Source organism: Shinella sp. SUS2, from assembly GCF_001262505.1.
GTDB lineage: Bacteria > Pseudomonadota > Alphaproteobacteria > Rhizobiales > Rhizobiaceae > Shinella.
In genome coordinates, this window is the sequence record NZ_KQ410723.1 from 94,699 (window position 1) to 118,330 (window position 23,632).

Annotated in this window: 19 protein-coding genes; 11 read left to right on the plus strand and 8 right to left on the minus strand. The window is 64.2% G+C overall.

Translation table 11 applies throughout. The annotated features are described in order from the left end of the window. Nucleotides 1–9: 9 nt before the first annotated feature. Complete coding sequence (locus AKG11_RS00455; RefSeq protein ID WP_050742587.1) at nucleotides 10–3,951, minus strand: peptidoglycan-binding protein; 3,942 nt, start codon at nucleotides 3,949–3,951, stop codon at nucleotides 10–12. Between the two features lie 489 nt (nucleotides 3,952–4,440). Between AKG11_RS00455 and AKG11_RS00460 the strand changes: the two genes are divergently transcribed. From AKG11_RS00460 to AKG11_RS34310, 8 genes are all read left to right on the plus strand, one after another. Further along, entirely contained in the window at nucleotides 4,441–6,237 is a 1,797-nt protein-coding gene (locus AKG11_RS00460; protein WP_050742588.1) for an acyl-CoA dehydrogenase C-terminal domain-containing protein, read from the plus strand. 66 nt (nucleotides 6,238–6,303) lie between these two features. Next, entirely contained in the window at nucleotides 6,304–7,512 is a 1,209-nt protein-coding gene (locus AKG11_RS00465) for an acetyl-CoA C-acetyltransferase (RefSeq protein ID WP_050742589.1), read from the plus strand. Nucleotides 7,513–7,703: 191 nt separating this feature from the next. Next, nucleotides 7,704–9,911, plus strand: coding sequence for an FAD-dependent oxidoreductase (locus tag AKG11_RS00470; protein WP_050742590.1), 2,208 nt, complete (start codon nucleotides 7,704–7,706; stop codon nucleotides 9,909–9,911). Between the two features lie 339 nt (nucleotides 9,912–10,250). Then, nucleotides 10,251–10,460, plus strand: coding sequence for a cold-shock protein (locus tag AKG11_RS00475; protein WP_024270199.1), 210 nt, complete (start codon nucleotides 10,251–10,253; stop codon nucleotides 10,458–10,460). A 114-nt stretch (nucleotides 10,461–10,574) separates the two neighbouring features. Next, a complete protein-coding gene (locus AKG11_RS00480) occupies nucleotides 10,575–10,862 on the plus strand; it encodes a hypothetical protein (protein WP_050742591.1) in 288 nt (95 codons plus the stop codon). A gap of 147 nt (nucleotides 10,863–11,009) precedes the next feature. Further along, nucleotides 11,010–11,249 carry a 30S ribosomal protein S21 gene (gene rpsU, locus AKG11_RS00485; RefSeq protein WP_050742811.1) on the plus strand — a complete coding sequence of 80 codons (240 nt, stop codon included), beginning with the start codon at nucleotides 11,010–11,012 and terminating at the stop codon, nucleotides 11,247–11,249. Nucleotides 11,250–11,329: 80 nt separating this feature from the next. Continuing rightward, on the plus strand, nucleotides 11,330–11,554 hold the full coding sequence (locus AKG11_RS00490; RefSeq protein WP_050742592.1) for a hypothetical protein: 225 nt from the start codon (nucleotides 11,330–11,332) through the stop codon (nucleotides 11,552–11,554). A gap of 157 nt (nucleotides 11,555–11,711) precedes the next feature. Next, entirely contained in the window at nucleotides 11,712–11,888 is a 177-nt protein-coding gene (locus AKG11_RS34310) for a hypothetical protein (protein WP_156334041.1), read from the plus strand. Between the two features lie 75 nt (nucleotides 11,889–11,963). Here the strand turns inward: AKG11_RS34310 and AKG11_RS00495 are convergent, their stop codons facing one another. From AKG11_RS00495 to AKG11_RS00510, 4 genes are all read right to left on the minus strand, one after another. Continuing rightward, complete coding sequence (locus AKG11_RS00495; protein WP_023515755.1) at nucleotides 11,964–13,019, minus strand: sensor histidine kinase; 1,056 nt, start codon at nucleotides 13,017–13,019, stop codon at nucleotides 11,964–11,966. After that, the gene (locus AKG11_RS00500; RefSeq protein ID WP_023515407.1) at nucleotides 13,020–13,466 is read right to left on the minus strand and encodes a response regulator; all 447 of its coding nucleotides are present in this window, start codon (nucleotides 13,464–13,466) and stop codon (nucleotides 13,020–13,022) included. After that, nucleotides 13,463–14,959, minus strand: coding sequence for a sensor histidine kinase (locus AKG11_RS00505; protein WP_050742593.1), 1,497 nt, complete (start codon nucleotides 14,957–14,959; stop codon nucleotides 13,463–13,465). Before AKG11_RS00505 ends, AKG11_RS00500 begins: the two co-directional genes overlap by 4 nt. A gap of 116 nt (nucleotides 14,960–15,075) precedes the next feature. Then, the gene (locus AKG11_RS00510) at nucleotides 15,076–15,957 is read right to left on the minus strand and encodes a DMT family transporter (RefSeq protein WP_023515405.1); all 882 of its coding nucleotides are present in this window, start codon (nucleotides 15,955–15,957) and stop codon (nucleotides 15,076–15,078) included. A 188-nt stretch (nucleotides 15,958–16,145) separates the two neighbouring features. On the opposite strand from AKG11_RS00510, the gene AKG11_RS00515 reads away from it, so the two are divergent. After that, nucleotides 16,146–17,051: a DMT family transporter gene (locus AKG11_RS00515; protein WP_050742594.1), complete on the plus strand. Its 906-nt coding sequence runs from the start codon at nucleotides 16,146–16,148 to the stop codon at nucleotides 17,049–17,051. 94 nt (nucleotides 17,052–17,145) lie between these two features. After that, nucleotides 17,146–17,808, plus strand: a complete 663-nt coding sequence (locus AKG11_RS00520) for a S24 family peptidase (RefSeq protein ID WP_023513059.1) — start codon at nucleotides 17,146–17,148, stop codon at nucleotides 17,806–17,808. 6 nt (nucleotides 17,809–17,814) lie between these two features. On the opposite strand, the gene AKG11_RS00525 is transcribed toward AKG11_RS00520, so the two are convergent. Beyond that, entirely contained in the window at nucleotides 17,815–18,696 is an 882-nt protein-coding gene (locus tag AKG11_RS00525) for a transporter substrate-binding domain-containing protein (RefSeq protein WP_050742595.1), read from the minus strand. A 56-nt stretch (nucleotides 18,697–18,752) separates the two neighbouring features. Between AKG11_RS00525 and AKG11_RS00530 the strand changes: the two genes are divergently transcribed. Then, a complete protein-coding gene (locus AKG11_RS00530) occupies nucleotides 18,753–20,687 on the plus strand; it encodes a glycosyltransferase family 2 protein (RefSeq protein ID WP_050742596.1) in 1,935 nt (644 codons plus the stop codon). 163 nt (nucleotides 20,688–20,850) lie between these two features. Here AKG11_RS00530 and AKG11_RS00535 read toward each other — a convergent pair whose 3' ends face one another. Both AKG11_RS00535 and AKG11_RS00540 read right to left on the minus strand, forming a co-directional pair. Next, nucleotides 20,851–22,872, minus strand: a complete 2,022-nt coding sequence (locus tag AKG11_RS00535; protein WP_050742597.1) for a beta-galactosidase — start codon at nucleotides 22,870–22,872, stop codon at nucleotides 20,851–20,853. 103 nt (nucleotides 22,873–22,975) lie between these two features. After that, nucleotides 22,976–23,623 carry an SDR family oxidoreductase gene (locus AKG11_RS00540; protein WP_050742812.1) on the minus strand — a complete coding sequence of 216 codons (648 nt, stop codon included), beginning with the start codon at nucleotides 23,621–23,623 and terminating at the stop codon, nucleotides 22,976–22,978. Between the last annotated feature and the right edge of the window lie 9 nt (nucleotides 23,624–23,632).

Sequence of the window (23,632 nt, forward strand, 5' to 3'; positions counted from 1 at the left end):
ATCCGTCGATCAGCTCGGCTGCTTGTTGCGCTTCAGGAGTTCCGTCACCAGCGCATCGTCGATCTCGCCGGTTTCCTTCTGGCCGACGGACTTCTGGAAGGCCTTGATGGCGGCGACCGTCTTCTTGCCCATCGCGCCATCAGGCGTACCGGCGTTGAAGCCGTTGTTGTTGAGGATCGCCTGGATGTTGCGGATCGCCTTCTTCATGTCGACGCTGGCGGTCTTGGTCGGCTTGCCGACCCATTCGTCGGGCAGGTCCGCCGAGTTGGTCTTCTCGTCGAGAGGCTGCGCCTTCCACAGCTCCACCTTGGCCTTGGCGCTGGAAAGCTGCTCGGGAGCCATGGCATTGGCCACCTCGTCGCGCTTCAACCCCGCATCGCTGTCGCCGTCGCGGGCAGCGATGGCAAACCACTTGTAGGATTCTTCCAGGTCCTGCTTCACGCCGTTGCCGCGCGCATAGAGGATGGCGAGGTTGAATTGGCTGTCACGCACACCAAACTCGGAGGCTTTCTGGAACCACTTGGCGGCAGCGTCGAAGTCCGGCTGCTGGGTGCCGACACCCGTCGCCAGCAGGACGGCGAGATTGTGCATGGCGCTCGCATTGCCCTTGTTCGCCGCGATCTCATAGAGTTCCCGGGCACGCGGCAGGTCACGCTCGACGCCCTGGCCCTTCTCGTAGAGATTGGCAAGGCGGTACTCGGCGGGCGCAAAGCCACGGGCAGCGGACAGCTCGTACCAGCGGGCGGCTTCCGCAAGATCCGTCGCAACGCCACGGCCTTCCGTGTAACGCGCGCCAATCTCGAACAGCGCCAGCGCATCGCCCTCCGTCGCCGCCTTGGAGAGCGAGGCCGGGGTGATTGCTTCCGGAACCACGATTGCGGCTGTCTGCGTCTGGTCGACCGGCTGGGTCTCCTCGGCGACGGCGGTTTCCGGCGCCGTCACCGGCTCGAAGCCGGCAGTGGCCGCACCATCGGTCGTTTCAGCCGGAGCCGTCAGAGCTTGGCTGCCGGTGGCGGATGTCTGGGTCGGTGTCGGCTCGGCGCCGGCATTCGTCTGCGTATCACCAAGATTGCGCGCATCCCCGCTCTCAACATTGCCGCTTTCGACGGGAGCCGGATCCGTCACGACCTCCTCGCTGACGACGGGCGCTGCAGCGGTATTGGCGGTCACAGCCTCGCCGGTGCCCGTCGTGGTCTCAACCGGGGCCGTCTCGTTCGTGACGTTGGCGGTCTGCTCGACAATGACCGGAGCCTCGTCGCCGGCCAACAGCGTGTTGATCAGCGGATAGGACATGATCGCCAGCAGCACGGCGCCGACGGCGAGCAGGATCGGCCGGCGGTGGCGCGACAGCGCCGAAGCAGGCTTCTCGCCCTTTGCCAGCTTTTCCGTCTTCTTGGCGGGCGCGACGCGGGAGATTGTATCCGTCTCTTCGGCAGCAAGCCGGGCAGCACGGCGGGCAGCAGCGATCTGAATGGCCACACGATCGCCTTCGCCACCTGCCGTCGTTTGCGTGGCCGAAGCCTGGCCGGCACGAACGCGTTCAAGGATACGGCGGACGTCAGGCACGCCGGAGCCCGGCTCCAGCAGCTGGTTCGCCTCTTCCGGCGCGAGTTCGTCCGTGGGATCGATCGAGGGTGTCGGATCGATCTGCTGGCGTTCGACCGGCAGAGCGGTTTCCTTGCGGCCGGGCGCAAAGCGGCGCTTCAGGCCGGCGAGCAGGCCGGTCTTGGGCTGAGCTCCAGCCGGCTGGTCGGCGGAGAGAGCAACGGGCTCGTCCGTTAGTGCCTCTTCCGGGGCCGGACGCTCCGGAACGGGAATGTTCTCGACCTCGATCTCGGCGAAGCGGCTTTCCTCCTGCGTCGCCTCGGCTTCGGCCTTGCGGGTCTCGCGGGTGCCGAAGCCGTCGTCGTCAAAAGGGTAGTCGTTGCCGTAGATGCTGGAGGCGGGGGCGGCGTGGCGCTCCACATCCATCGCCGGCATTTCGGCGCGCGGCATGGTTGCCTCGCGGCGACCGAAGGTTTCGCGCGGGGCGTCGAGCTGCTCGAGGCGGCCGGCGATCTGCACCAGCGTGTCGTGCAGCGCATCGAAGGTGCGCGCAGTGCGCTCCTCGCTCGAGCGGGTCAGTTCCTCCAGTGCGCGCAGGTCATCGGCAAGGCCGGCGATCGCTTCCATGTCAGTGCTGGCCGCCGCCGTCGGGCCGGCGTGGCGGTAGGCCTCCATCACGGCTTCCGCCGCCTGGCGGGCGGCCTCGACGATGTATTCGTCGTTGGTCGCCATGTAGTCCTCGATCGTCGCGAGACGGCCCTCGAATTCGGAGGGGACTTGCGCGACGGCGGCGGACGGCGTGCTGATCAGCGTGGAAAGATGCGCGATCTGCGCCTCCAGGCCACGCAATGCCTCGTGATCGCCCACCGGCGCGACGCTGGTCGCATCGAGGCGGTCGGCAATCGCCGAGAGGCGATCCTCGATATGGGCGAACCGGTCTTCCTGGAACGGGCTGCCGGTCGGTGCGTCGAGATTGTCGATGCGCCGGGCAAGCGCGTCCAGCCGCTCGGCGAGCTGGTCGTTGACGCTGCCCTGGTCGAGCGCGTCGATCTTGCGGGAAATGTCGGAAAGGTAATAGGCAAGCTCATCGTTGCCCTGGGCGGGAGCGACCTGCTGGCTTTGCTCCAGCATCTGCGAGAGCTGCTCGATACGCTCTTCGAGACGAAGCGCCGTGCGTTCGTTCGACAGGTCCTCGATGCGGCTCGCGAGTGCTTCGATGCGCAAGGAGAGGCCCTGGTCCGGTGCGGGCGCCGGGCGCTGGGCAATGAAATCGAGCTGGTCGGCGAGATCGGCGATGCGGCCTTCGAGGCGCTGCATCATGCCGTTGTCGGCCATGGCCGACTGCTGCATGCGGCCGGCCGCGGCAATCGCCCGGCTGATCTCGTCGAGGCGGGCGTCCAGCCCTTCGAACTGCGAGGTGACGGCCGAGACGAAGCGGCCATCATCCGGCTGCGCCTGGCGTGCCAGCATGTCGATGGCGCGGGCGATGGTCTCGATCTTGCCTTCCAGCGCATGGATGGCCGGCGTGGCGCTGACCGCGCCGATCTGGCCCTTCAGCTCGTCCAGCCGATAGGCAAGAGCCACCAGTTCGTCGTCGCGCGTCTGGTCGAAGACGGAGAGCCTCTTCTCGACGCCGTTCCAGCGATCCTCCATGCGCCGTACGGAATCCTCGCGGGCAAGCCCGTCGAGCACGGAGCGCAGTTCGTCGAATTCGACGCGCAGGCCTTCTGCCTGACCGGCCGTCTGGCCGGACTGGTGGCCAAGCTGGTTGATGCCAGTGGAAAGCCGCAGCAGCTCCTCGCGCAGGTCGTCATTGTTGTTGCGGCCCTCGGCCATCTGGCGGATGCCTCGGATTTCCGAGCGCAGCGACTGCATCTCGCGTTCCAGCCCGTCGGCGATATCCTTCTTCAGGTCCTGACGCAGCGAGACGAGTGCCTTGGCGATGTCCTCGACGGAATTGTCCGCGCGGGCGGGTGCGGTCTGCTGATGACCATAGGCCGGATGCGCCTGCTGGCCGCCATAAGCGGCCGCCGTTTGCTGGCTGCCATAGGCGGCACCAGTCTGCGGGCCGCCATAGGCGGTATGGGCCTGCTGGGCAGCGGCATAGTGGTCGGCCGAGAGCGGGCGGCGCTCCAGGCGATGGGCAACGCGTTCGCGGCCGCCTTCGATGGCACGCTGGCGCTGCACGATTTCGGAAACCGGATCGTCGCGCAGCGGGATCGCGCGCGCCGGCTCCTGGCGGGGTTGCTCACCGCGCGGCGCGAAACGCTCCTCGCCGCGTCCGCGCGCCTCGCGCCCGCCCGCCATCAGGCCTTCGATACGGGCTTCCAGCCCCTCGATGGTGCGATTGAGCGCATCGAGCGAGGATCTTTCGCCGTGACGCTGCGGGTTTCGCGATCCGTTCATCTTCGCCTCGCTTTGGCAGCCGAGCGGCCTGCCGGGAGATACTTCTGAAGGCGCTGCCGCCCGGCTGCGCCCTTTCTTCCACTCCGGCGGATCTCCGCCGTCAAACACTGCATGTGCCATGGGAAACAGTATCGCCCCTGTCTGTACCGGACCATCCGTCCGGCCGTTACAAAGGGAAGTCCAAATGATTCCCGATCCCACGCCCTCAGGCGTCACAATTCATGAAACATGGTAAACAAGGGGTTAACTGCCCCGGAAATTTTTTAACGATTTGCTCATAGAATGATCTTCGGGAGGAAAGGCGGCCGTTTGCGGCACAACCACAGGCTCCGAAGGAACCGTCCGTCGCCGCACCGCCCGCCCGCAGCCCTCCCGACCGACGAAATTTCTTTGCGGCCCTGTTTTGACGTTTACGCAAACGTCAAAATTTTATAGTATCCGATCTCAAAGAGCGGACTCGCGTCCGCGGGACAGGTGAGGACTTCGAGCATGCCGATCTACAAAGCCCCCGTGAATGACACGCTTTTCATCCTGAACGACGTGCTGGCGCTCGAGCGCTACAACAACCTGCCCGGCTTTGCCGATGCAACGGGGGACATGCTGGAGGCGATCGCCGGCGAAGCGGCGAAGGTGGCTGAAGAGGTGCTCTTTCCGGTCAATCTTTCCGGCGACCAGGAAGGCTGCAAGCGTCACGACGATGCCACGGTAAAGACCCCGAAGGGCTTCAAGGAAGCCTTCGACCTCTACCGCCAGGGCGGTTGGATCGGCCTTGCGGTTCCCGAGGAATTCGGTGGCCAGGGCCTTCCCTACGTACTGCACACTGCCGTCGGTGAATATATGTCCTCGGCCAACATGGCGCTTACCATGTATCCCGGCCTGACGCAGGGCGCGATCGCCGCGATCCTCGTGCACGGCTCCGACGAGCAGAAGGCCGCCTATCTGCCGAAGATGGTGGAGGGCGCCTGGACCGGGACCATGAACCTGACGGAGCCCCATTGCGGCACCGACCTCGGCCTGCTGCGCACCAAGGCCGTGCCGCAGGCTGATGGTTCCTACAAGATTTCCGGCCAGAAGATCTTCATCTCGGCCGGCGAGCACGACATGTCCGACAATATCGTCCACCTCGTTCTCGCCCGCATCGAGGGCGCGCCGGAGGGCACCAAGGGCATCTCGCTTTTCATCGTGCCGAAATACATCCTGAAAGACGACGGCACACCGGGCGACCGCAACACGGTTTCCTGCGGTGCCATCGAGCACAAGATGGGCATTCACGGTAACGCCACCTGCGTCATGAACTACGACGAGGCGAAGGGTTTCCTCATTGGCGCGGAGAACAAGGGCCTCAACGCCATGTTCGTCATGATGAACGAGGCCCGTCTTGGTGTCGGCCTGCAGGGCCTGTCAATTGCCGAGATCGCCTATCAGAACGCCGCCAACTATGCCCGCGAGCGCCTGCAGGGCCGCTCGCTCTCCGGCGTCAAAAACCCGAATGGCAAGGCCGATCCCCTCATCGTGCACCCCGACATCCGCCGCACGCTGATGACCATCAAGGCCTGGACCGAGGGCGGCCGCGCCTTCACGCTCTGGACCGCGCTGAAATCCGATATCGCCCACCGCTCCGCCGACGAGAAGGAACGCCAGGCGGCCGACGACATCCTCGGACTGATGACCCCGATCCTCAAGGGCGTCCTGACCGACAAGGGTTTCGATCATGCCGTCATGGCCCAGCAGGTTTTCGGCGGCCACGGTTACATCGAAGAGCACGGCATGAGCCAGTATGTGCGCGACGCGCGCATCGCCATGATCTACGAGGGGGCCAACGGCATCCAGGCGCTCGACCTCGTCGGCCGCAAGCTCGGCATGAACGGCGGGCGCGCCGTCATGACACTCTTCAAGGAGATCGGCGATTTCTGCGAGGAGAACCGCAATGACGAGAGGCTTGCCTTCTTCACCAAGCACCTGAAGAAGGGCTTGAACGACCTTCAGGCCGGAACCATGTGGTTCATGCAGAACGCCATGGCCAAGCCCGACAATGCCGGCGCCGGCTCGACCGACTACATGCACCTCTTCGGCCTCGTCACCGTCGGCTACATGTGGGCGAAGATCGCGAAGGCCGCCGAGGAGAGCCTCGCGGCGGGCGCTGGCGAGCGCGAGAACTTTTTGAAGAACAAGCTGGTCACGGCCAAATTCTTCATGGAGCGCCTGATGCCGGAAACTGGCCTGCGCAAGACCCGCATCGAGGCCGGCGCCGACACAACGATGGAACTGGCAGCCGAAGCGTTCTAGCCTCAAGAATCAGACGACCCGTTGCGAGTTTGACGGCGTTTCAGCGCCGCTAGGGAGAAGAGACCAATGACCGACGTCTTCATCTACGATCATGTGCGCACCCCGCGCGGGCGCGGCAAGAAGGACGGCTCGCTGCACGAAGTGCCGTCCGTGCGCCTCGCCGCCAAGGTGCTGGAAGCGGTGCGCGATCGCAACGGGCTCGATACATCAAAGGTCGACGACATCGTCATGGGCTGCGTCGATCCGGTCATGGATGCCGGCTCCGTCATTCCGAAGGCCGCCGCCTTCGAGGCCGGCTACTCGACCCGCGCGCCGGGTATGCAGATCTCCCGCTTCTGCGCCTCCGGCCTCGATGCGGTGAATTTCGGCGCGGCGAAGATCGCGCAGGGCGCCGACGACATCGTCATTGCCGGCGGCGTGGAGTCGATGTCGCGCGTCGGTCTCGGCATGTCCGGCGGCTCCTGGTTCATGGACCCCTCGGTCAACTTCCCGGCCTATTTCATGCCGCAGGGCGTCTCCGCCGACCTCATCGCCACGAAATACGGCTTTTCCCGCGACGACGTCGACGCCTATGCCGTCGAAAGCCAGAAGCGCGCGGCGCACGCCTGGCAGAACGGCTATTTCAAGAATTCCGTCGTGCCGGTGAAGGACATCAACGGCCTCACTATCCTCGCCCATGACGAGCACATGCGCCCCGGCACGGACATGCAGGCGCTCGCCCAGCTCCAGCCGTCCTTCCAGATGCCCGGCGAGATGGGCGGCTTCGAGGCCGTCGCCATCCAGGCCCATCCGGAAATCGAGGGCATCACCTACGTGCACCATGCCGGCAATTCCTCCGGCATCGTCGATGGCGCTGCAGCCGTGCTGCTCGGTTCGAAGGAAGGCGGCAACATTCTCGGGAAGCAGGCGCGCGGCCGCATCAAGGCCTTCGCCAATATCGGCTCCGATCCGGCACTGATGCTGACCGGCCCGGTCGACGTGACGGAAAAGCTGCTCGCCCGCACCGGCATGCAGCTTTCCGACATCGATCTCTTCGAACTCAACGAAGCCTTCGCCGCCGTCGTGCTGCGCTATATGCAGGCCTTCGACATCCCGCACGACAGGATCAACGTCAACGGCGGCGCCATCGCCATGGGCCACCCGCTCGGCGCGACCGGCGCGATGATCCTCGGCACCGTGCTCGACGAACTGGAGCGCCGCGACCTCAACACCGCCCTCGTGACGCTCTGCATCGGCGCGGGCATGGGCACGGCAACGATCATCGAGCGGGCCTGAGGGCGCGCCGATGAAAGCCCCTCACCCCGCCTCCGCTTCGCTCGGCGCGCCCTCTCCCCGCAAGCGGGGCGAGGGGGAACGGCGACGTCGCGGCATGTCCCTTCTCCCCGTTCACGGGGAGAAGGTGCCGGCAGGCGGATGAGGGGCAAACGGCCGCTCCGTACAAGATTTCAGGGAAGAGGAATCCCACCATGAGCTACAAGAACTTCACCATCGAGACCGATGCCGACGGCATTGCGCTGGTCACCTGGGACATGCCGGAAAAATCGATGAACGTCTTCACCGTCGAGGTGATGGACGAACTCGACGGGATCATCGACCAGATAGTGGCGGACAGCGCGGTCAAGGGCGTCGTCATCACCTCCGGAAAATCCTCCTTCTCCGGCGGCGCCGATCTTTCGATGATCCAGGCGAGCTTCGATCTCCTCAAGGATGCACAGGCGAGGAATCCGGCGAGCGCCGTCGAAAAGCTCTTCGAGGCCACCGGGCGCATGACCTGGCTGTTCCGCAAGCTGGAAACTTGCGGCAAACCCTGGGTCGCCGCCATCAACGGCACCTGCATGGGCGGCGCCTTCGAAATGTCGCTCGCCTGCCACGGCCGCGTCGCCTCGAGTGCCAAGTCGGTCAAGATCGCGCTTCCCGAGGTCAAGGTCGGTATCTTCCCGGGCGCCGGCGGCACCCAGCGCGTGCCACGCCTTGCCAATGCGCAGGACGCCCTGCAGATGATGACGACCGGCTCATCGCTGACCGGCGCGCGCGCCAAGGCGATGAACCTCGTGCATCAGGTGGTGGAGCCCGACCAGCTCATCCCCGCCGCCAAGCAGATGATCAAGGACGGCTTGAAGCCCGTCCAGCCCTGGGACGAGAAGGGCTTCAAGGCGCCGGGCGGCGGCATCTGGACACCGGCCGCAGCCCAGCTCTGGCCTGCCGCGCCCGCCATCCTGCGCCGCGAGACGGCCGGCAACTATCCGGGCGCGCTCGCCATCCTCAAATGCGTCTATGAAGGCCTGCAGGTGCCCTTCGATACGGGGCTCAGGATCGAGCAGCGTTACTTCACCCATATCCTCCAGACGACCGAAGCCTTCTCGATGATCCGGTCGCTGTTCGTCTCCATGCAGGAGCTTGGCAAGGGTGCCCGCCGGCCGGCCGGCCAGCCGAAGGCAGAATTCAGGAAGGTCGCCGTCGTCGGCGCCGGCTTCATGGGCGCCTCCATCGCTTATGTGACGGCTGCCGCCGGCATCCCGGTCGTCCTTATCGACCGCGACCAGGAAGCGGCCGACAAGGGCAAGAGCGTTTCGCAGGGGCTCGTCACCGGCGCGATAAGCAAGGGCCGCATGACGAAGGAAGACGGCGAGAAGCTGCTTTCCCTCATCACCCCGACGCTCGACTACGCGAGCCTTGCCGATGCCGATCTCGTCATCGAGGCGGTCTTCGAGGACCGTAACGTCAAGAAGGAGGTCACGGAGAAGATCGAGGCCGTGCTGCGCGAAGACGCCATTTTCGCCTCCAACACCTCGACGCTGCCGATATCAGGGCTTGCTGGGAATTCGAAGCGCCCGGAGCAATTCATCGGCATCCACTTCTTCTCGCCGGTCGACAAGATGATGCTCGTGGAGGTGATCCTCGGCAAGGAGACGGGCGACCGGGCGATCGCCACCGCACTCGACTATGTCGCCGCCATCAAGAAGACGCCGATCGTCGTCAACGACACACGCGGCTTCTATGTCAACCGCTGCGTCTTCCGCTACATGGCCGAAGCCTATGACATGCTGATCGAAGGCGTGCCGGCGGCGATGATCGAGAATGCCGCCAAGATGGCCGGCATGCCGGTCGGCCCGCTGTCGCTCAACGACGAGGTCGCCGTCGACCTTTCCTACAAGATCTTCAAGGCCTCCATTGCCGACCTTGGCCCGCAATCGGTCGATCCACGGCATATGGAACTCGTCACCAAGCTGGTGGAGGGCGAAGGCCGCCTCGGCCGAAAGGCCGGCAAGGGCTTTTACGACTATCCGCCGAAGCCCGCCAAGAAGAAGCTGTGGCCGGGCCTGAAGGACCTCTACCCGCAGCAGAAGCCCGACGACGTCGACGTCAAGGTGCTGAAGGAGCGCCTGCTCGTTACCATCGCGCTGGAAGCCGCGCGCACCATGGAAGAGGGCATCGTCACCGATCCGCGCGAGGCCGATGTCGGCTCCATCCTCGGCTTCGGTTTTGCTCCCTATACCGGCGGCACGCTATCCTACATCGACGGCATGGGTGTGAAGGCTTTCATCGCCCTCTGCGAGACGCTCACTGCCAACTATGGCAGCCACTTCCAGCCGACACCGCTGCTGAAAGACATGGCTGCCAAGGACGAGACCTTCTACAGCCGCTTTGCGCCGGAGGCAAAGAAGGTAGCCTGACGAAGGCTGATCGAAATGAAAAGGATGGCGCACTGCCATCCTTTTTCGTTTCAGCCCCTCGATCACATGCGTAGCGGTGAAAATAAAACAATCGAAACCGTAAATTTAATTCTAAACGAAGTCAGCGATTCTTCTGCTTTTTCGATGCTTTCCGGGATCATTTTTCAAAAAATCCCGCCCAGCCATTGCATATTCGTGAATAGACCTTATATGAGTTCCGTCGAAAACTGCTTGCGACCTTTGTCTTCGAGCTTCCAAGCTCTGTCAGATTTCCTTTCAAGATCGATCAAAATGGACGAAACATCGTTCAATTACACTGGAGATGGAAAGGTTATCATCATGAATTCGGGCACCGTAAAGTGGTTCAACAGCACCAAGGGTTTCGGCTTCATTCAGCCTGATGACGGCACGACGGATGTGTTCGTTCACATTTCTGCCGTCGAGCGCTCGGGCCTTGGCTCGCTCGCCGAAGGCCAGAAGATCAGCTACGAGATCGTCCGTGACCGCAAGTCCGGCAAGAACTCGGCCGACAACCTTCGCGCCGCATAAGATTGTCATTCCGCCTGCCGACCACGGATGTACTGGCGGCGGAGCGTTGAATGACGGGAAGAGGTCGGGGTAACGCCCGGCCTTTTTGTTTCCATAGCTTCGGAGGAGAGTGCTATGGGTCAGAAAACCTATGCCATTGGCGACCGAGTGGTTCTGAAGGCCAGCCGGTCCCGCTCGGTGACGGGAGAGCAACGATGCCGGACCATCGGCATCCTGCCCGCCGACCATGGAGAAGCCCAGTATCGGGTGCAGATCGACAACGAGAATTTCGAGCGACGCATCGTAAACAGCGATATTGATAGCGATGAAAGTGGTAGCCCCGCGTCAAGCGGAATAACGACAACCGTCGCTGGCAAGAGCGGTCCGTGGCCAAATCCGTCGAGCATGCGCGTCGGTAAGTGACGCTATCGCTTGCGAAGCAAGCGGTGACGGCAGTTGAAGGAGAGTGGCGGTCGCCTAGGTGGCTTGAATCACTCCTTGCAGAGTGATGGTGCCACGGCGGCATATCTACACCCAGTGCGGCGCAAGCCGCGAGAGAAAGGACATATCGTGCAGGTTCTCGTCAGAGACAACAATGTCGACCAAGCGCTTCGTGTGCTGAAGAAGAAGATGCAGCGTGAAGGTCTGTTTCGCGAAGTGAAGGCGCGCAGCGCCTTTGAGAAACCATCCGAGAAACGGGCGCGCGAGAAGGCGGAAGCCATTCGCCGCCAACGCAAGCTCGCCCGCAAGAAAATGCAGCGCGAGGGGCTGCTGCCCGCACCCAAGCGTGCGGTGCGCCCTGCCCGCTAACCATTCCCCGTTATAGCGCCGGGTGGCGCATTCCGCCGCCCGGCTCGCCCTGTCGGACATCACTCCAGAAAGGAGAGATCATGACCGCGACCAAGGATAAATTCTTCAATCCCGCCAAGCTTTCCGCCCAGGAGAAGGCAGCCGCGACCGACCATACGGCGCGCACCATCATCGCTGCCGAAGCAACCGAGCGGGAAAAGAAGACCGCCCGGCTACGCGCCCTGCGCATGCAACAGGAACCGGTCGAGGCGCCGCCGAAGCCAACCCGCAAATCCAGCAAGCGCTCAGCCTCACCAACCATCTGAGCCGGCCGTCAACAAGGATGGCCCGTCGCGCAGGCACCGGCCGGGCGGCGCAGCGTTTCTCCTGTTTCCTGCGGAACAGCGGGCGGCCGGGCGATGTGCGACCTTCTGATCACCGGATGAGAGAGGCTCATCCATACCAGAGATCAGGAGAGACCCCATGCGCAAGATCATCGTTTCCGCCACCGTTGCCCTCGTCGCCGCCGTCTCCTTCGCGGCGCCCTCGCAGGCCGGCTACTACAGCTACGGCTACGAGCCCTATTGCTTCATCAAGAAGGTGAAGTCCTACGACTACTACGGCAACGTCATCATCAAGAAGATCAAGGTCTGCAAGTAAACATCGCCCAGACTGACCTCCCCAAAGACCCGGATGTCCCCTGCATCCGGGTCTTTTGCCGTCCGGTATCCCGCTCTACGCGGGACGTGCGGCGTCGGCCATGCGCACCAGCAGCTCGGCACGCGTGCCGACAGTGCGGCTGGCATAGGCGAGCTTGGCGCCGAGGCTTGACGCCATGGCACCGATGATCTTGGAGCCGAGACCGGTGCCGCGTACCGGCCCCTCCCCGCGCCAGCCGATGCCGTCGTCCTCGACGAAAAGCAACGCGGTTTCCGGGTCGAGGCGGGTGAAGCCGACGCGCACCTCGCCGCCGGTCTCGCCATAGGCATATTTGAAGGCATTCGTGACGAGTTCGGTTACGATGACGCCGAGCGATACGGCGCGGTCGGTCGGCACGTGCAGCGGCTCCAGCATCCGGTTGAGCCGCACGTTGCGGCCATGGCCCTTCATCGACGTGTCGAGCTCGGAGAGCAGCGTCGAGAGATAGGCCCCCATATCGACATGGCGCACGTCTTCCGACGTGTAGAGCCGCCGGTGAATGCCGGCAATCGCGGTGATGCGGGCCTGCGTTTCCGACAGCGCCTCCTTTACCGCCTCGTCGGATGCGCTCGACATCTGGAGGCGGATAAGCGCGGCGGCAAGCGCCAGCGAATTGCCGACGCGGTGGTTCACCTCCGCCAGCAACACCTCGGCCCGCTCCTTGGCAGCGCGGATCTCCTGTTCGGCACGAAGCTTCGCGCGCTTCAACTCGGCATTTTCCAATGCCTGGCCAAGTGCATTGGTCAGCAGCGGCATGAAATCGTCGCCGACCGACTTGATCACATAGTCGGCAGCGCCAGCCTTCAGCGCCTCGATGGCAACCTGGGCATCGTTCGACCCCGTCACATAGACGACAGGCACCGCCCCCGGCGCATCGGAAAGCTCCTTCAGGAAGGAAAGGCCCGTGCCCGATTTCAGGAAGTGGTCGAGCACGACAGCGGCGAAACCGCCGTCGGTGAAAAGCGCGCGGCCATGCTCCACATCCTCGGCATGCAGCACCTCATAACCAAGACGGCCGAGCGCACGCTGGGCGAGCCGCGCGAGGATCGGGTCGTCGTCGATATAGAGGATGCGGACCGAGGCTTCCTTCATTTACTGCGTCTCGGGGATCTGGATCACGGAGAAGAACAGGCCGAGCTGGCGGATCGCATGAGCGAAGCTTTCATATTCCACCGGCTTGGTGATGTAGACGTTCGCGCCGAGATCGTAGCAGCGCTGGATCTCCCGCTCATCGTCCGTCGTCGTCAGGATGACGACCGGCAGGCGCTTCGTGTGGGTATTGGTCTTGATGCGCTGCAGGATATCGATGCCGGACATGTCGGGCAGGTTGAGGTCGAGCAGGATCAACAGGAACCTGCCGGCGCTCGCAAGGCCAGAGCGGTCCTTGCCGAGCACGAAATCGAGCGCTTCCGTGCCGTTGGTGAAGGGCACGACCTCGTTGTGCACGCCGGCGCGGCGGATGTTCTTCTCGATGAGGCGCGCATGGCCCTCGTCGTCCTCGATCATGACGATGGTGACTTCCTTGCCCAGTCCGTTCATGCCTGCATACTCCTGACTACTTTGCTGAGGTCGGGCGGAAGACGGAGCACGAAGGTCGTCCCCTGCCCGAGTTCGGATCGGACGATGATATCACCACCAAGATTGCGCATCAGTGAACGCACATGCGCCAGGCCTATGCCTTCGCCGGGCTTGTCCTGGGCGCCCGAGCGGCGGAACAGTTCGAAGACCCGCTCGTGGTCCTCCGGCGAGATGCCACGGCCGTTGTCGGTGAACTCGATGACGGCACCAGCCCGGCCGCCGTTCTTCGCGGTCACGGAGATACGCAGCGGCCGGCCCGGCGACTGGTACTTGATCGCATTGTCGAACAGATTGCCGAAAACCTGCTCCAGTGACAGCCGATCGGAAATGACGGTCGGCAGCTTTTCGTCGATGGTGACCTTGCCATCGGATTCGCCGACCTGATGGCCCACCGCCGCCGCACCCGTTTCCACAAGCGCCTTGATGTCGACGCGCTCGATGCGCAGCTCCCGCCGCCCGTCGCGCGAAATCTTCAGGATGGCATTGATGAGGCCGTCCATCTTCTTGGTGGAGGAGCGGATGAAACCGATCGCCTCCGGCAACTCCTCCGAAGCCGCGCGGCGCGCTTCAAGAATGTCCCCTTCGCTCGGCGCCTTGCCGTCGGCCAGCACATAGCCCTGGATGGCTGCAAGCGAGGCCTGCAGCTCACTGGTGAAGCCCATGATGTTGACGAGCGGCGCGCGCAGGTCGTGCGTCACGATATAGGCGAAGCGCTGCACTTCCTGATTGGCGCGGATCAGCTCCTCCGTGCGCTCGTCGACCCGCTTTTCCAGTGTGGCGTTCAGCGTCTCAACCTCGCGGCGGGCGACGACGAGGTCGCGTGTATATTGCATGACGACGGTGGCTGCGCCGCCCAGTACGCCGATAATCGCGATCGCGCCGATGATCGTCGTCCATTGCAGCGCGCTGGCGGACGAGAGCGTATCGACGACGCTCTCCTCCAGATGCCGGTCCGCATCATCGAGGATGAAGCCGACCTCAGTGCGAAGCTCATCCATCAGGACGCGGCCCCGATCGGTCTTAACCTCTTCGACAGCCTCCGCCTGCCGGCCCTGCTCCATGAGGGCGACGGTTCCGGCCAGCTCCGCCAGCTTCTGCTCCACAAGTTTACTGACCCGTGCTGCCCGCTCGACATATTCAGGCAAGCGCTCCGTCTTTTCTAGGAAGACCTTTTCCCGCTCGGCGACGGCGCGCAGAGCGTCATCGTAAGGACCTCGGAAGGCGGTGTCGGCCGTTATGATGAAACCGCGCTGGCCCGTTTCCGCGTCCTTGACGATGGAGAGCAGGTCGGCAGCGGCGCTGCGCGCCTCGCGCACTTCGATAAAATCCGCGAAATAGTCCTGCACCTTGCTGACGAGCCAGAGCGACGTGCCGACAATGCCGAGCAACGCGAACATGCCAGCAATCAACAGAATAACCGTCGAGCGCACGAAGGCGGCGTTCGAAATCGGCATCTAACCCCCCGGTTCAAGCCGTCTACAGGACGGCGACAATATCGTTGTAATGTTCGCTTGCAACCAACCAACGTGACGAAAACGGAATTCTTTTGGTTGTTTCGTCACTTAAGGGGCTAGATCCTGACACGGAAGCGCCCGGCGAACCGTTCGCTGGCAATGATGACCATGCCCGCGGAAAAGATCAGCGTGGCACCGATGAAAACATTCGAGCCCGGCACGTCGCTCCAGATGAGATAACCAAGCGCGAAGGCCCAGACCAGCGAGGAATATTCGAAGGGAGCAAGCACGGAGACCGGCGCTCGGCGCATCCCCTCGAACATCGCGAACTGCCCGATGCCGGCAATGACCCCCGTTCCGGCCATCAGCGCCAGGTCGAGCAGCGCGACCGGCTGCCAGACGAAAGGCAGCGCGAAGGCCGTGAAGAGGAGGAAAAAGAAACTCGATATGGTCACCTGCACTTGCGTTCGTTCATGCAGCGCCGTCTTGCGCAGCAGCACCGTTGCAACCGCCCAGAAGATAGCCGCCTGCAGGGCGAGATAGACGGGCAGCGAAAGCTGCACTCCCTTGGCCGCAACCCCGCAGGCGATGACCACGCCGACGAAGCCGATCACCACCGCGAACCACCGGTATCCCGGCACCTTCTCGCCGAGGATCGGCACCGAGAGGATCGTCATGACGACCGGCGAGGCGTAGTACAGCGTGGTGAGTTCCGCCAGACCGAGATCACGCGCGGCGGTATAGTAGGACAGCCAGGCGGCAAGCAGCAGCAGATTGCGCAGGAAGAGCGGCTTCAGCACAGGCGAGCGGCGCGCGCTTTGCACGAGCGGGCGCCCGCCGAAGGCAAGACAGAGCGCGAAGATCGTCAGGCTGCGCACGAACAGGATCTGCCAGACCGGCAAGGCCGCGACGAGCCATTTGACCGTCGCATCCTGCAGGGAAAACATGAAATAGGCGAAGGACGTCAGCAGAATGCCGGAAGAGACGGTCTTTTGCACGGAATGGACCTCGAAGGCGCGGAAGCGCTGCGCTGTGCCTTGATAGCGCGGCGCCCGATGCAGCGAAAGAGGCTGAAAATCAGGGGGCAAGGAAATTTTTCCCACCACTTTGAACCGCGCCACGAAAAGTCCGTTTTGCCTGCAAGTTTCGACGTGCAAGCGGGGCCACACAGGTATATGCGCGAGCCATGGACTCCAAACGCACCGGCTATCTCTTCACCCTGCTTGCCATCCTGATCTTCAGCCTGCAGGACGCGATCTCGAAACATCTCGGCAGCCTCTACCCGCCGGTCTTCATCGCCATGCTGCGCTTCTGGGCCTTCGGCGCCTTTGCGATGGCGCTGGGCGCCCGCAGCCCGGGTGGCCTGAAGGTCGTGGCAGCGACGAAACGGCCGGCCCTGCAAATCCTGCGCGGCGTCCTCCTTGCCTTCCAGATCGTCGTTACCATCACCGCCTTCACCAAGGTCGGCCTAGCCCATTCCCAGGCGATCCTGGCATCGGGGCCGATCTTCGTTGCACTCCTGTCGATGCCGCTGCTCGGCGAGCGGGTCGGCTGGCGGCGCTGGACGGCGATCGGTATCGGGCTTTGCGGCGTGCTGATCATCCTCAATCCCGCCGGCAGCGCTTTCGACATGGGCGTGCTGCTGCCGCTCATCTCCGCGCTGATGTTCGCGGTCTATGTCATTGCCACCCGCCTCGTCAGCCGCGAGGACACGGCCTCGACGAGCTTCTTCTACACCGGCGTGGTCGGCGCCGTGGCGATCTCGCTTGTCGGTCCCTTCTTCTGGACGAACCTCACACCGGGCGACTGGCTGTGGATGGGCCTGCTCTGCATCACCGGCATGTCGAGCCATTATTTCCTGATCCGCGCCTATGACCTGCTCGATGCCGCCGCCGTGCAGCCGCTCACCTATCTGCAGGTCGTGCTGGCGGCGATCATCGGCGTCAGCGTCTTCGGTGAAACGTTGAACCTCAACATGGTGCTCGGCTCGGCCATCGTCGTCGGCGCCGGCATCTTCACCATCTGGCGCGAGAGCGTCGTGGCCCGGCGCCGGGCGGCCGAAAACCGGATCGGAAAGAACACAGGAAAATAATCCTTTTTCCTTTACTCATTCACCCTCCTTGGATATGCTTCCGATCAGTCGGACCGGCCCTTGCCGGTCCGTTGCCTTGGCAGGGTTTTTCAGCATGTTCTCCCACGACCGGATCTGGGCAGCGATAGACGCCCTTGCCGAGCGCAATCGGCTCTCTCCGTCCGGCCTTGCCCGCCGCGCCGGGCTCGACCCGACATCCTTCAACAAGTCGAAGCGGCAGGGTGCCGACGGCCGCCAGCGCTGGCCATCGACGGAATCGATCGCCAAGGTGCTCGACGCAACCGGCGCCTCGATCGACGAGTTCTTCACGCTGGCCGACCCGGCGCGCGACGCGGCTCTGCCGCATGGCGCTTTTCCGCCGCAGACCGGCACCATTCCCCTGCTCGGCTTCGCCCAGGCCGGCGCGGGCGGCTTCTTCGACGATGGCGGCTTTCCCGCCGGCCAGGGCTGGGACGTGGTGGAGTTTCCGGCTTCGCCAGATCGAAAGCCCGGCGTCTACGCGTTGGAGGTGCAGGGCGACAGCATGCTGCCGCTCTACCGCGACGGCGACGTCCTGATCGTCGAACCGGGCGCGCAGGTGCGCCGCGGCGACCGCGTCGTCGTCAAGACGCGCGAGGGTGAGGTCATGGCCAAGGTGCTGCACCGCCAGACGCCACGCACGATCGAGCTCGTCTCGCTCAATCCCGAACACCCGAACCGCAATTTCGACATCGACGACGTGGACTGGATCGCCCGCATCATCTGGGCCAGCCAGTAGGCCGCATCAGCCGCCGTAGAGATTGACCGGGAAGTAGCGCAGATAGATTTCCTGCAGGCGGCCGCTGCGCGAGAGCGCCAGCAGCGCATGGTCGATGGCGCCGGTTATCGTCGCGTCCTCCTTGCGAAACATGATGGTGAGGCCTTCGCCAAGGAAACGCTCCGACAGGTAAGGCCCATCGAACAGACGGCAGCAGCCGGCCGATTCCGAGCCGCTCGTCCAGAAGGCGAGCTGCATCCCGTCCCCGAAGACCGCCTCCACCTTGCCGCCCTTGAGGCTTGCCAGCAGGGCGGCCCGATCGGCAAAGGCTTCCGCCTGCACGCGCGGGAAAAAGGCCTTCAGCATCGCCTCGTGCGCACTCGCCGCGACGACACCGACACGCTTGCCATCAAGCGCAGCCGCGGTCGCGCCGGCGGGCGGGGTCTTCTTTGCCACGGCGAAACGGGCCGGCGGGCGCATGAAGGGGCGAGAGAAGACAAAACGCTTGCGCAGCTCCGCGGTGACGGCGACACCCGCGGCCACCGCCTCGCCATTGCCGTCGATGAGCGCTTTTTCCAACTCCGGGAACGTCACAGCCTGGATCTGACATTTTTCGGTGAGCGCCAGCTCCCGGCAGATCTCCCGCACCAGATCGACATGGAAACCGGCGAGCTTGCCGGTCTGGTCGATGAAGTTGAACGGCGGGAAATCCACGGTTGTCAGGAAGCGCAGCCGCACGATGCCGGACAGATCCGGCCGCGCGATGCGCTCACGCGTGTCGAATAGGATCGGCAGGTCGACCGAGGCAGGCTCCTGCGCCACGACATCCTGCGGCTGCACCGCCGCCAGCAGCAGGCCGAAGGCAAGGAGCCCGTAGATTTTCAGGGGTGCAATTTTGATATGCCGCATTACAATCAACCTGGGGTTTAAAGGGGGCGTAGCTGCCTGCGCGGCTGCGGGGCTGCATGCGACTGGCAGAATATCCCGACGACATCGGTTTCGCTACCGCAATCGGCATCCGGCCGGCACCGCTGGCGCCACCCCGCGACGATACCGTACCCTCCCGCCTGATGACGGAGGCCCACCTCTTCCGGCGCCTGGGTCTATCGAAGCCCCTCATCTCCACCATGCTGGTGCGTGCCAACCAGCACGGCACATCGCTGGAAACGGAGCTTTTGGCAAGCGGCTCGGTCTCGGAACATGTCTACTACGAGGCGCTGGCCGAGATCCTGGACATCCCGTTCCTCGACCGGCTGGATCCGGCAGAGGTCGAGGATCTTCCCGGGGCCGATAGCCAACTCATCGACCCGACCGTAGTACGGTTGCGCCATCCGTCGCGTCCGCCGACCACGGCAATCGTGCCGAGTGCCGAGCGGCTCGACTATCTCGGCGAACGGCTGGCACACGCCCCCGCGCTGCGCAGCATGATGGCGGCGACCACACCCTCGGCTCTCCGGGCCGCACTCTGGCAGGCCGGCCAGCAGAGGCGGCTGCGCGACACGGTGGAGGAGCTGCACGCCACCATGCCCGAGGCGAGCGCCCGTATTACGTTGCGCGGCCGGCAAGGTTTCTACACCGGCGCCACCGTCACTCTGCTCCTTACGCTGGCTGCGCTTGCCCCCAGGCTGGCCACGCTGGCGTTGCACATCGTGGTGACCCTGCTCTTTTTCTGCACCTTCCTGATCCGCCTTGTCGCGCTCGTTGCCAAGTGGCGGCAGGAGCGCCGGCCGATGCTGCCGCCTCCATCGGTCCGGCCGCGACCGACCTACTCCATCTTCGTGGCGCTCTATCGGGAAGCGGCCGTGGTGCCGCAGCTCATCGATACCCTGAACCGGATCGAATGGCCGGCTGCGCGTCTCGACATCAAGCTCATCTGCGAGGCGGACGACCAGGAAACGCTCGATGCGCTCGCTCTCACCCGCCTCGGCCGGCAGTACGAAATCGTCGAGGTGCCACCTGGCCGGCCGCGCACCAAGCCGAAGGCGCTCACCTATGCGCTCGGCGCGGCACGCGGCGAATATCTCGTCATCTACGACGCCGAGGACAGGGTCGATCCCCTACAGCTGGAGGAAGCCTGGCGGACCTTCGAGGCGGGTCCGCCGGACATTGTCTGCCTCCAGGCGCCGCTCGTCGTCACCAATGCGCGGGAAAGCTGGCTGAGCGCACTTTTCGCGCTCGAATATGCCGGACTCTTCCGCGTGCTGCTGCCGCACCTTGCCGCCGCGCGCCTGCCCGTGCCGCTCGGCGGCACGTCCAACCATTTCCGCACGCGCGTTCTCCAGCAGGTCGGCGGATGGGACCCCTACAATGTTACCGAGGATGCCGATCTCGGACTCCGCCTCTACAGGCTCGGCTACCGCTGCGGCACGCTCACCCGGCCGACCTACGAGGAGGCCCCCATCGGGCGAGACGCCTGGCTCGGCCAGCGCACGCGCTGGTTCAAGGGCTGGTTGCAGACCTGGCTGGTGCTGATGCGCCATCCCTCACGCCTCGTTTCGGAGATGGGCCTCTGGCCCAGCCTCGTCTTCCAGGTGCTGATCGGCGGGCTCATCCTCTCGTCGCTCGCCCATCCGCTGATCATCGCCTATCTCGGCCTCATCACCTGGTCGCTGTTCTTCCAGCCCGCGTTTACGGTCGGGCCGCTCGAGTTCACCCTCTTTACGCTCGATATGATCAACATCTTCGGCAGCTACGCCGTCTTCATCGCGCTCGGACGGGGTGGCATGGCGGAGAGCGAACAGGCCGCCGTGGGCAGGCACTGGATGATGACGCCGGTCTACTGGCTGCTGCTATCGGTCGCCGCCTGGCGCGCCGTCGGGGAGCTGCGCCACAATCCCTTCTTCTGGAACAAGACGGCTCATCGGCCGGTGCGGCCGCAGACAGGAAAGGAAGCCGGATAATCCTCTCGAGTGCGGCCGGCAGCCTGCAAAAGCCTACCCCTCACCCGATCCGTCTGCCCAGGGAGGAACGGAGGGACCGGATGAGGAGCCCCGGCTCGGCGGCCAGGAACGCTTTGACATTGTTCCGAACGAAAAATCGCTTCACGCGTTTTCTGGACCTGCTTTAGTTGCCGCCTTCCGTCCAGATTGCCACATCGACAGGCGCAAGCTGCCGGCCACCAACGAGGAAGGTCGCATCCGCACCAGCCGGCACGAAAGCGGAGCTGCTGCCGTAATTGAAGGCGAAGTGCAGCCGGCCGCGGCGGGCGAGCCTGAGATCACCGAGATCGGGCAGGCTTCCGACGCCAGCCCAGCCGAGTGTGTCGCCCATCAGCTTCGCGAGAAATTCGCCGCGCGGCAGCGTGCCGACATAGCGCGCGCGGTCATTGCCGATGACAGCAGGGGAGCCCGGGCGGTGCTCGCCTTCGAAGGTCGCCAGCACCGTCTCGTTCGTGCGGATGAGTTCCCGCCAGCCAGTCACCGGATGGCTCGCATTGCCGTAGAGCACGGGCTCGCTGTGATAGTCCGGCAAGGATTCGACGCGCGTCACCCGGAAATCGAGGAGATCTGCGAGCGGGCCGGGCGGCAGGTCGGCGGGAATGTGCATGTCCCGCGTCTTGCTGCCGCTGCGCGGACCAAACAAAGTCTTGGCCTTTGACGCCTTCAGCCGGGCAAGGAAGGCAGCATCCGGGATGACGAGGTCAGGCGCCAGCACCAGGCTGTAGCCAGAGAGATCGGAATGCTGGCCGATGAAATCGACATCCACACCGAGGCGCGCGACGGCGGAATACCAGTCGAGCGCGATGGCCGAAGCGGCATACCCGCGGCCCTGCGGAAGGGCGCGGGTTGCGAAACGCGATTCGTAGTCGAGCACGATCGCGACAGCGGCCTTTTCCCGAACCTCGCCCCTCGGCAACCGCGCCATCTCCTCGGCGACCTGCGCTACCTCGATATACCCCTGGTCCACCTCGCTGTTCGGCAGCAGCAGGCCGGCATGGAACTGCTCCTGCGCGAACGGCGCCTGGCGCCAGCGGAAATAGGAGACCATGTCGACGCCATGCGCATAGGCGAGCCAGGTCCACAGCCTTACCATGCCGTCGGCTGGCGACTGGTTGTGCGCCGCCCAGTTGACGGGACCCGGCTGCTGCTCCATCACCCACACCCGGCCGCGGCCGACGGCGCGGTAGAGGTCGTGGTTGAAGGCCGGCTGGTCCGGATCGCCGACGCGCAGGTAGCGCGCCTTCTCCTCGGCGCTGAGGCGACCGTTGATCAGCCCCCCCATCGGATAGACATCCCAGGAGGCAATATCGATATCCTCGCCCACCTTGTAATGGTCGAAGTCGGTGTTCTGCGACATGAAATTGTGCGTCACCGGGCGGCCCGGCGAATGCTGTCGGATGATATCCGCCTGCGCCTTGTTGAAGGTCTGCACCTGGTCGGAGGAGAAGCGGAAATAGTCGACGAGATGGCTCGGCGTCGGCTCTTCCACGAGGTTGTTCGGCAGATCCACCTCATCGAACGTGTTGTAGTGCATGCTCCAGAAGGTCGTGCCCCACGCCTGGTTCATCGCCTCGGCCGTGCCGTAGCGCGCGGCGAGCCATTGCCGGAAGGCCAGTTTCGCCTCATCGGAATAGCTGTGGATCGTATCGTGGTCACCGTATTCGTTGTCCGTCTGCCAGGCATGCACGAAGGAATTCTCACCGTAACGGCGCACCATGGCCTCGGTGATGCGGGCGGCCTCCAACCGGTAGCGGCGGCTGGAGAAACAATAGTGCCGGCGCGCGCCGAACTTGCGCACCACCCCACGCTCGTCGACGGGCAGAATATCCGGATACCGATCGACCAGCCATTTCGGCGGGGCGGCCGTCGGCGTGCCCAAGATGACCTTGAGGCCGGCGCAGCCGAGCACCTCGATCGCCTCGTCCAGCCACTCCCAATGGAAGACGCCGGCCTGCGGCTCGATGTGCGACCAGGAGAACTCGCCGATGCGCACCCAGGCCAGGCCCAGCGCCACCATCCGGCGGGCGTCCTCGTCCCATTTCTCCCGCGGCCATTGCTCCGGATAGTAGCAGACACCAAGCTCCAGCATGCCGGCCGGCGGCCGGGCAGCGTCGAAGCGGTTCTGTTGCGTGAGCGGCTTGTGCACCGGTATCGTCCTTCATTCTCCGCGGTGCCGGCTGGGCCGGGCCGCTTTCATCACGATCGCAATATAAACGTTTATATCGCCATTCAAAATCTTGCAGTGGGTGCTACCAGAGTACCGTCCTGCCGTCGTAGGCCCTGAAGCTTCCGGTCTCGGCCATCGTCGCGCCGTCGATCAGACCCTTCAGGCCAAGAGCGCTTTCCGCAACCTCGACCGCCGCTTCCGCGCCCCCCATGTTCGTCTTCACCCAGCCGGGATGCAGCGAAAGGACCGCGATGCCGTCGGACCGGAAATCCTGTGCCAGCTTGACCGTCGCCATGTTCAGCGCCGCCTTGGAGCAGCGATAGGCATAGTCGCCGTCCTCGTCGTCGATCGTGCCTTCCGCAAGCGAACCGGCGCGGCTGCCGATATTGACGAGCACCCGGCGCCGGCCGGCGAGAAGATTGGACCTGAGCGCCCGGGCGACCAGCAGCGGAGCGAGCGCATTGATGCGCACGACCTCCAGAAAGCCGTCCGTCTCCAGCGAGGCAAGGCCGCCCGTGTCACCGCGGATCGCGGCATTGTTGATGACGATATCGATCGGCACGCTTGCCAGATGGTCGCCGAGCGCGGCAATCGAGGTGGCATCCGCCACGTCCAGCGGCGGGGCATCATCAGTTCCCTGTCGCGTGCAGGCGATGACGCGGAAGCCGGTAGCCGTATAGAGGTCGGCCAGCGCGCGGCCGAGCCCCCGCCCGGCACCGGTGATCAGCACCGTTCCTGT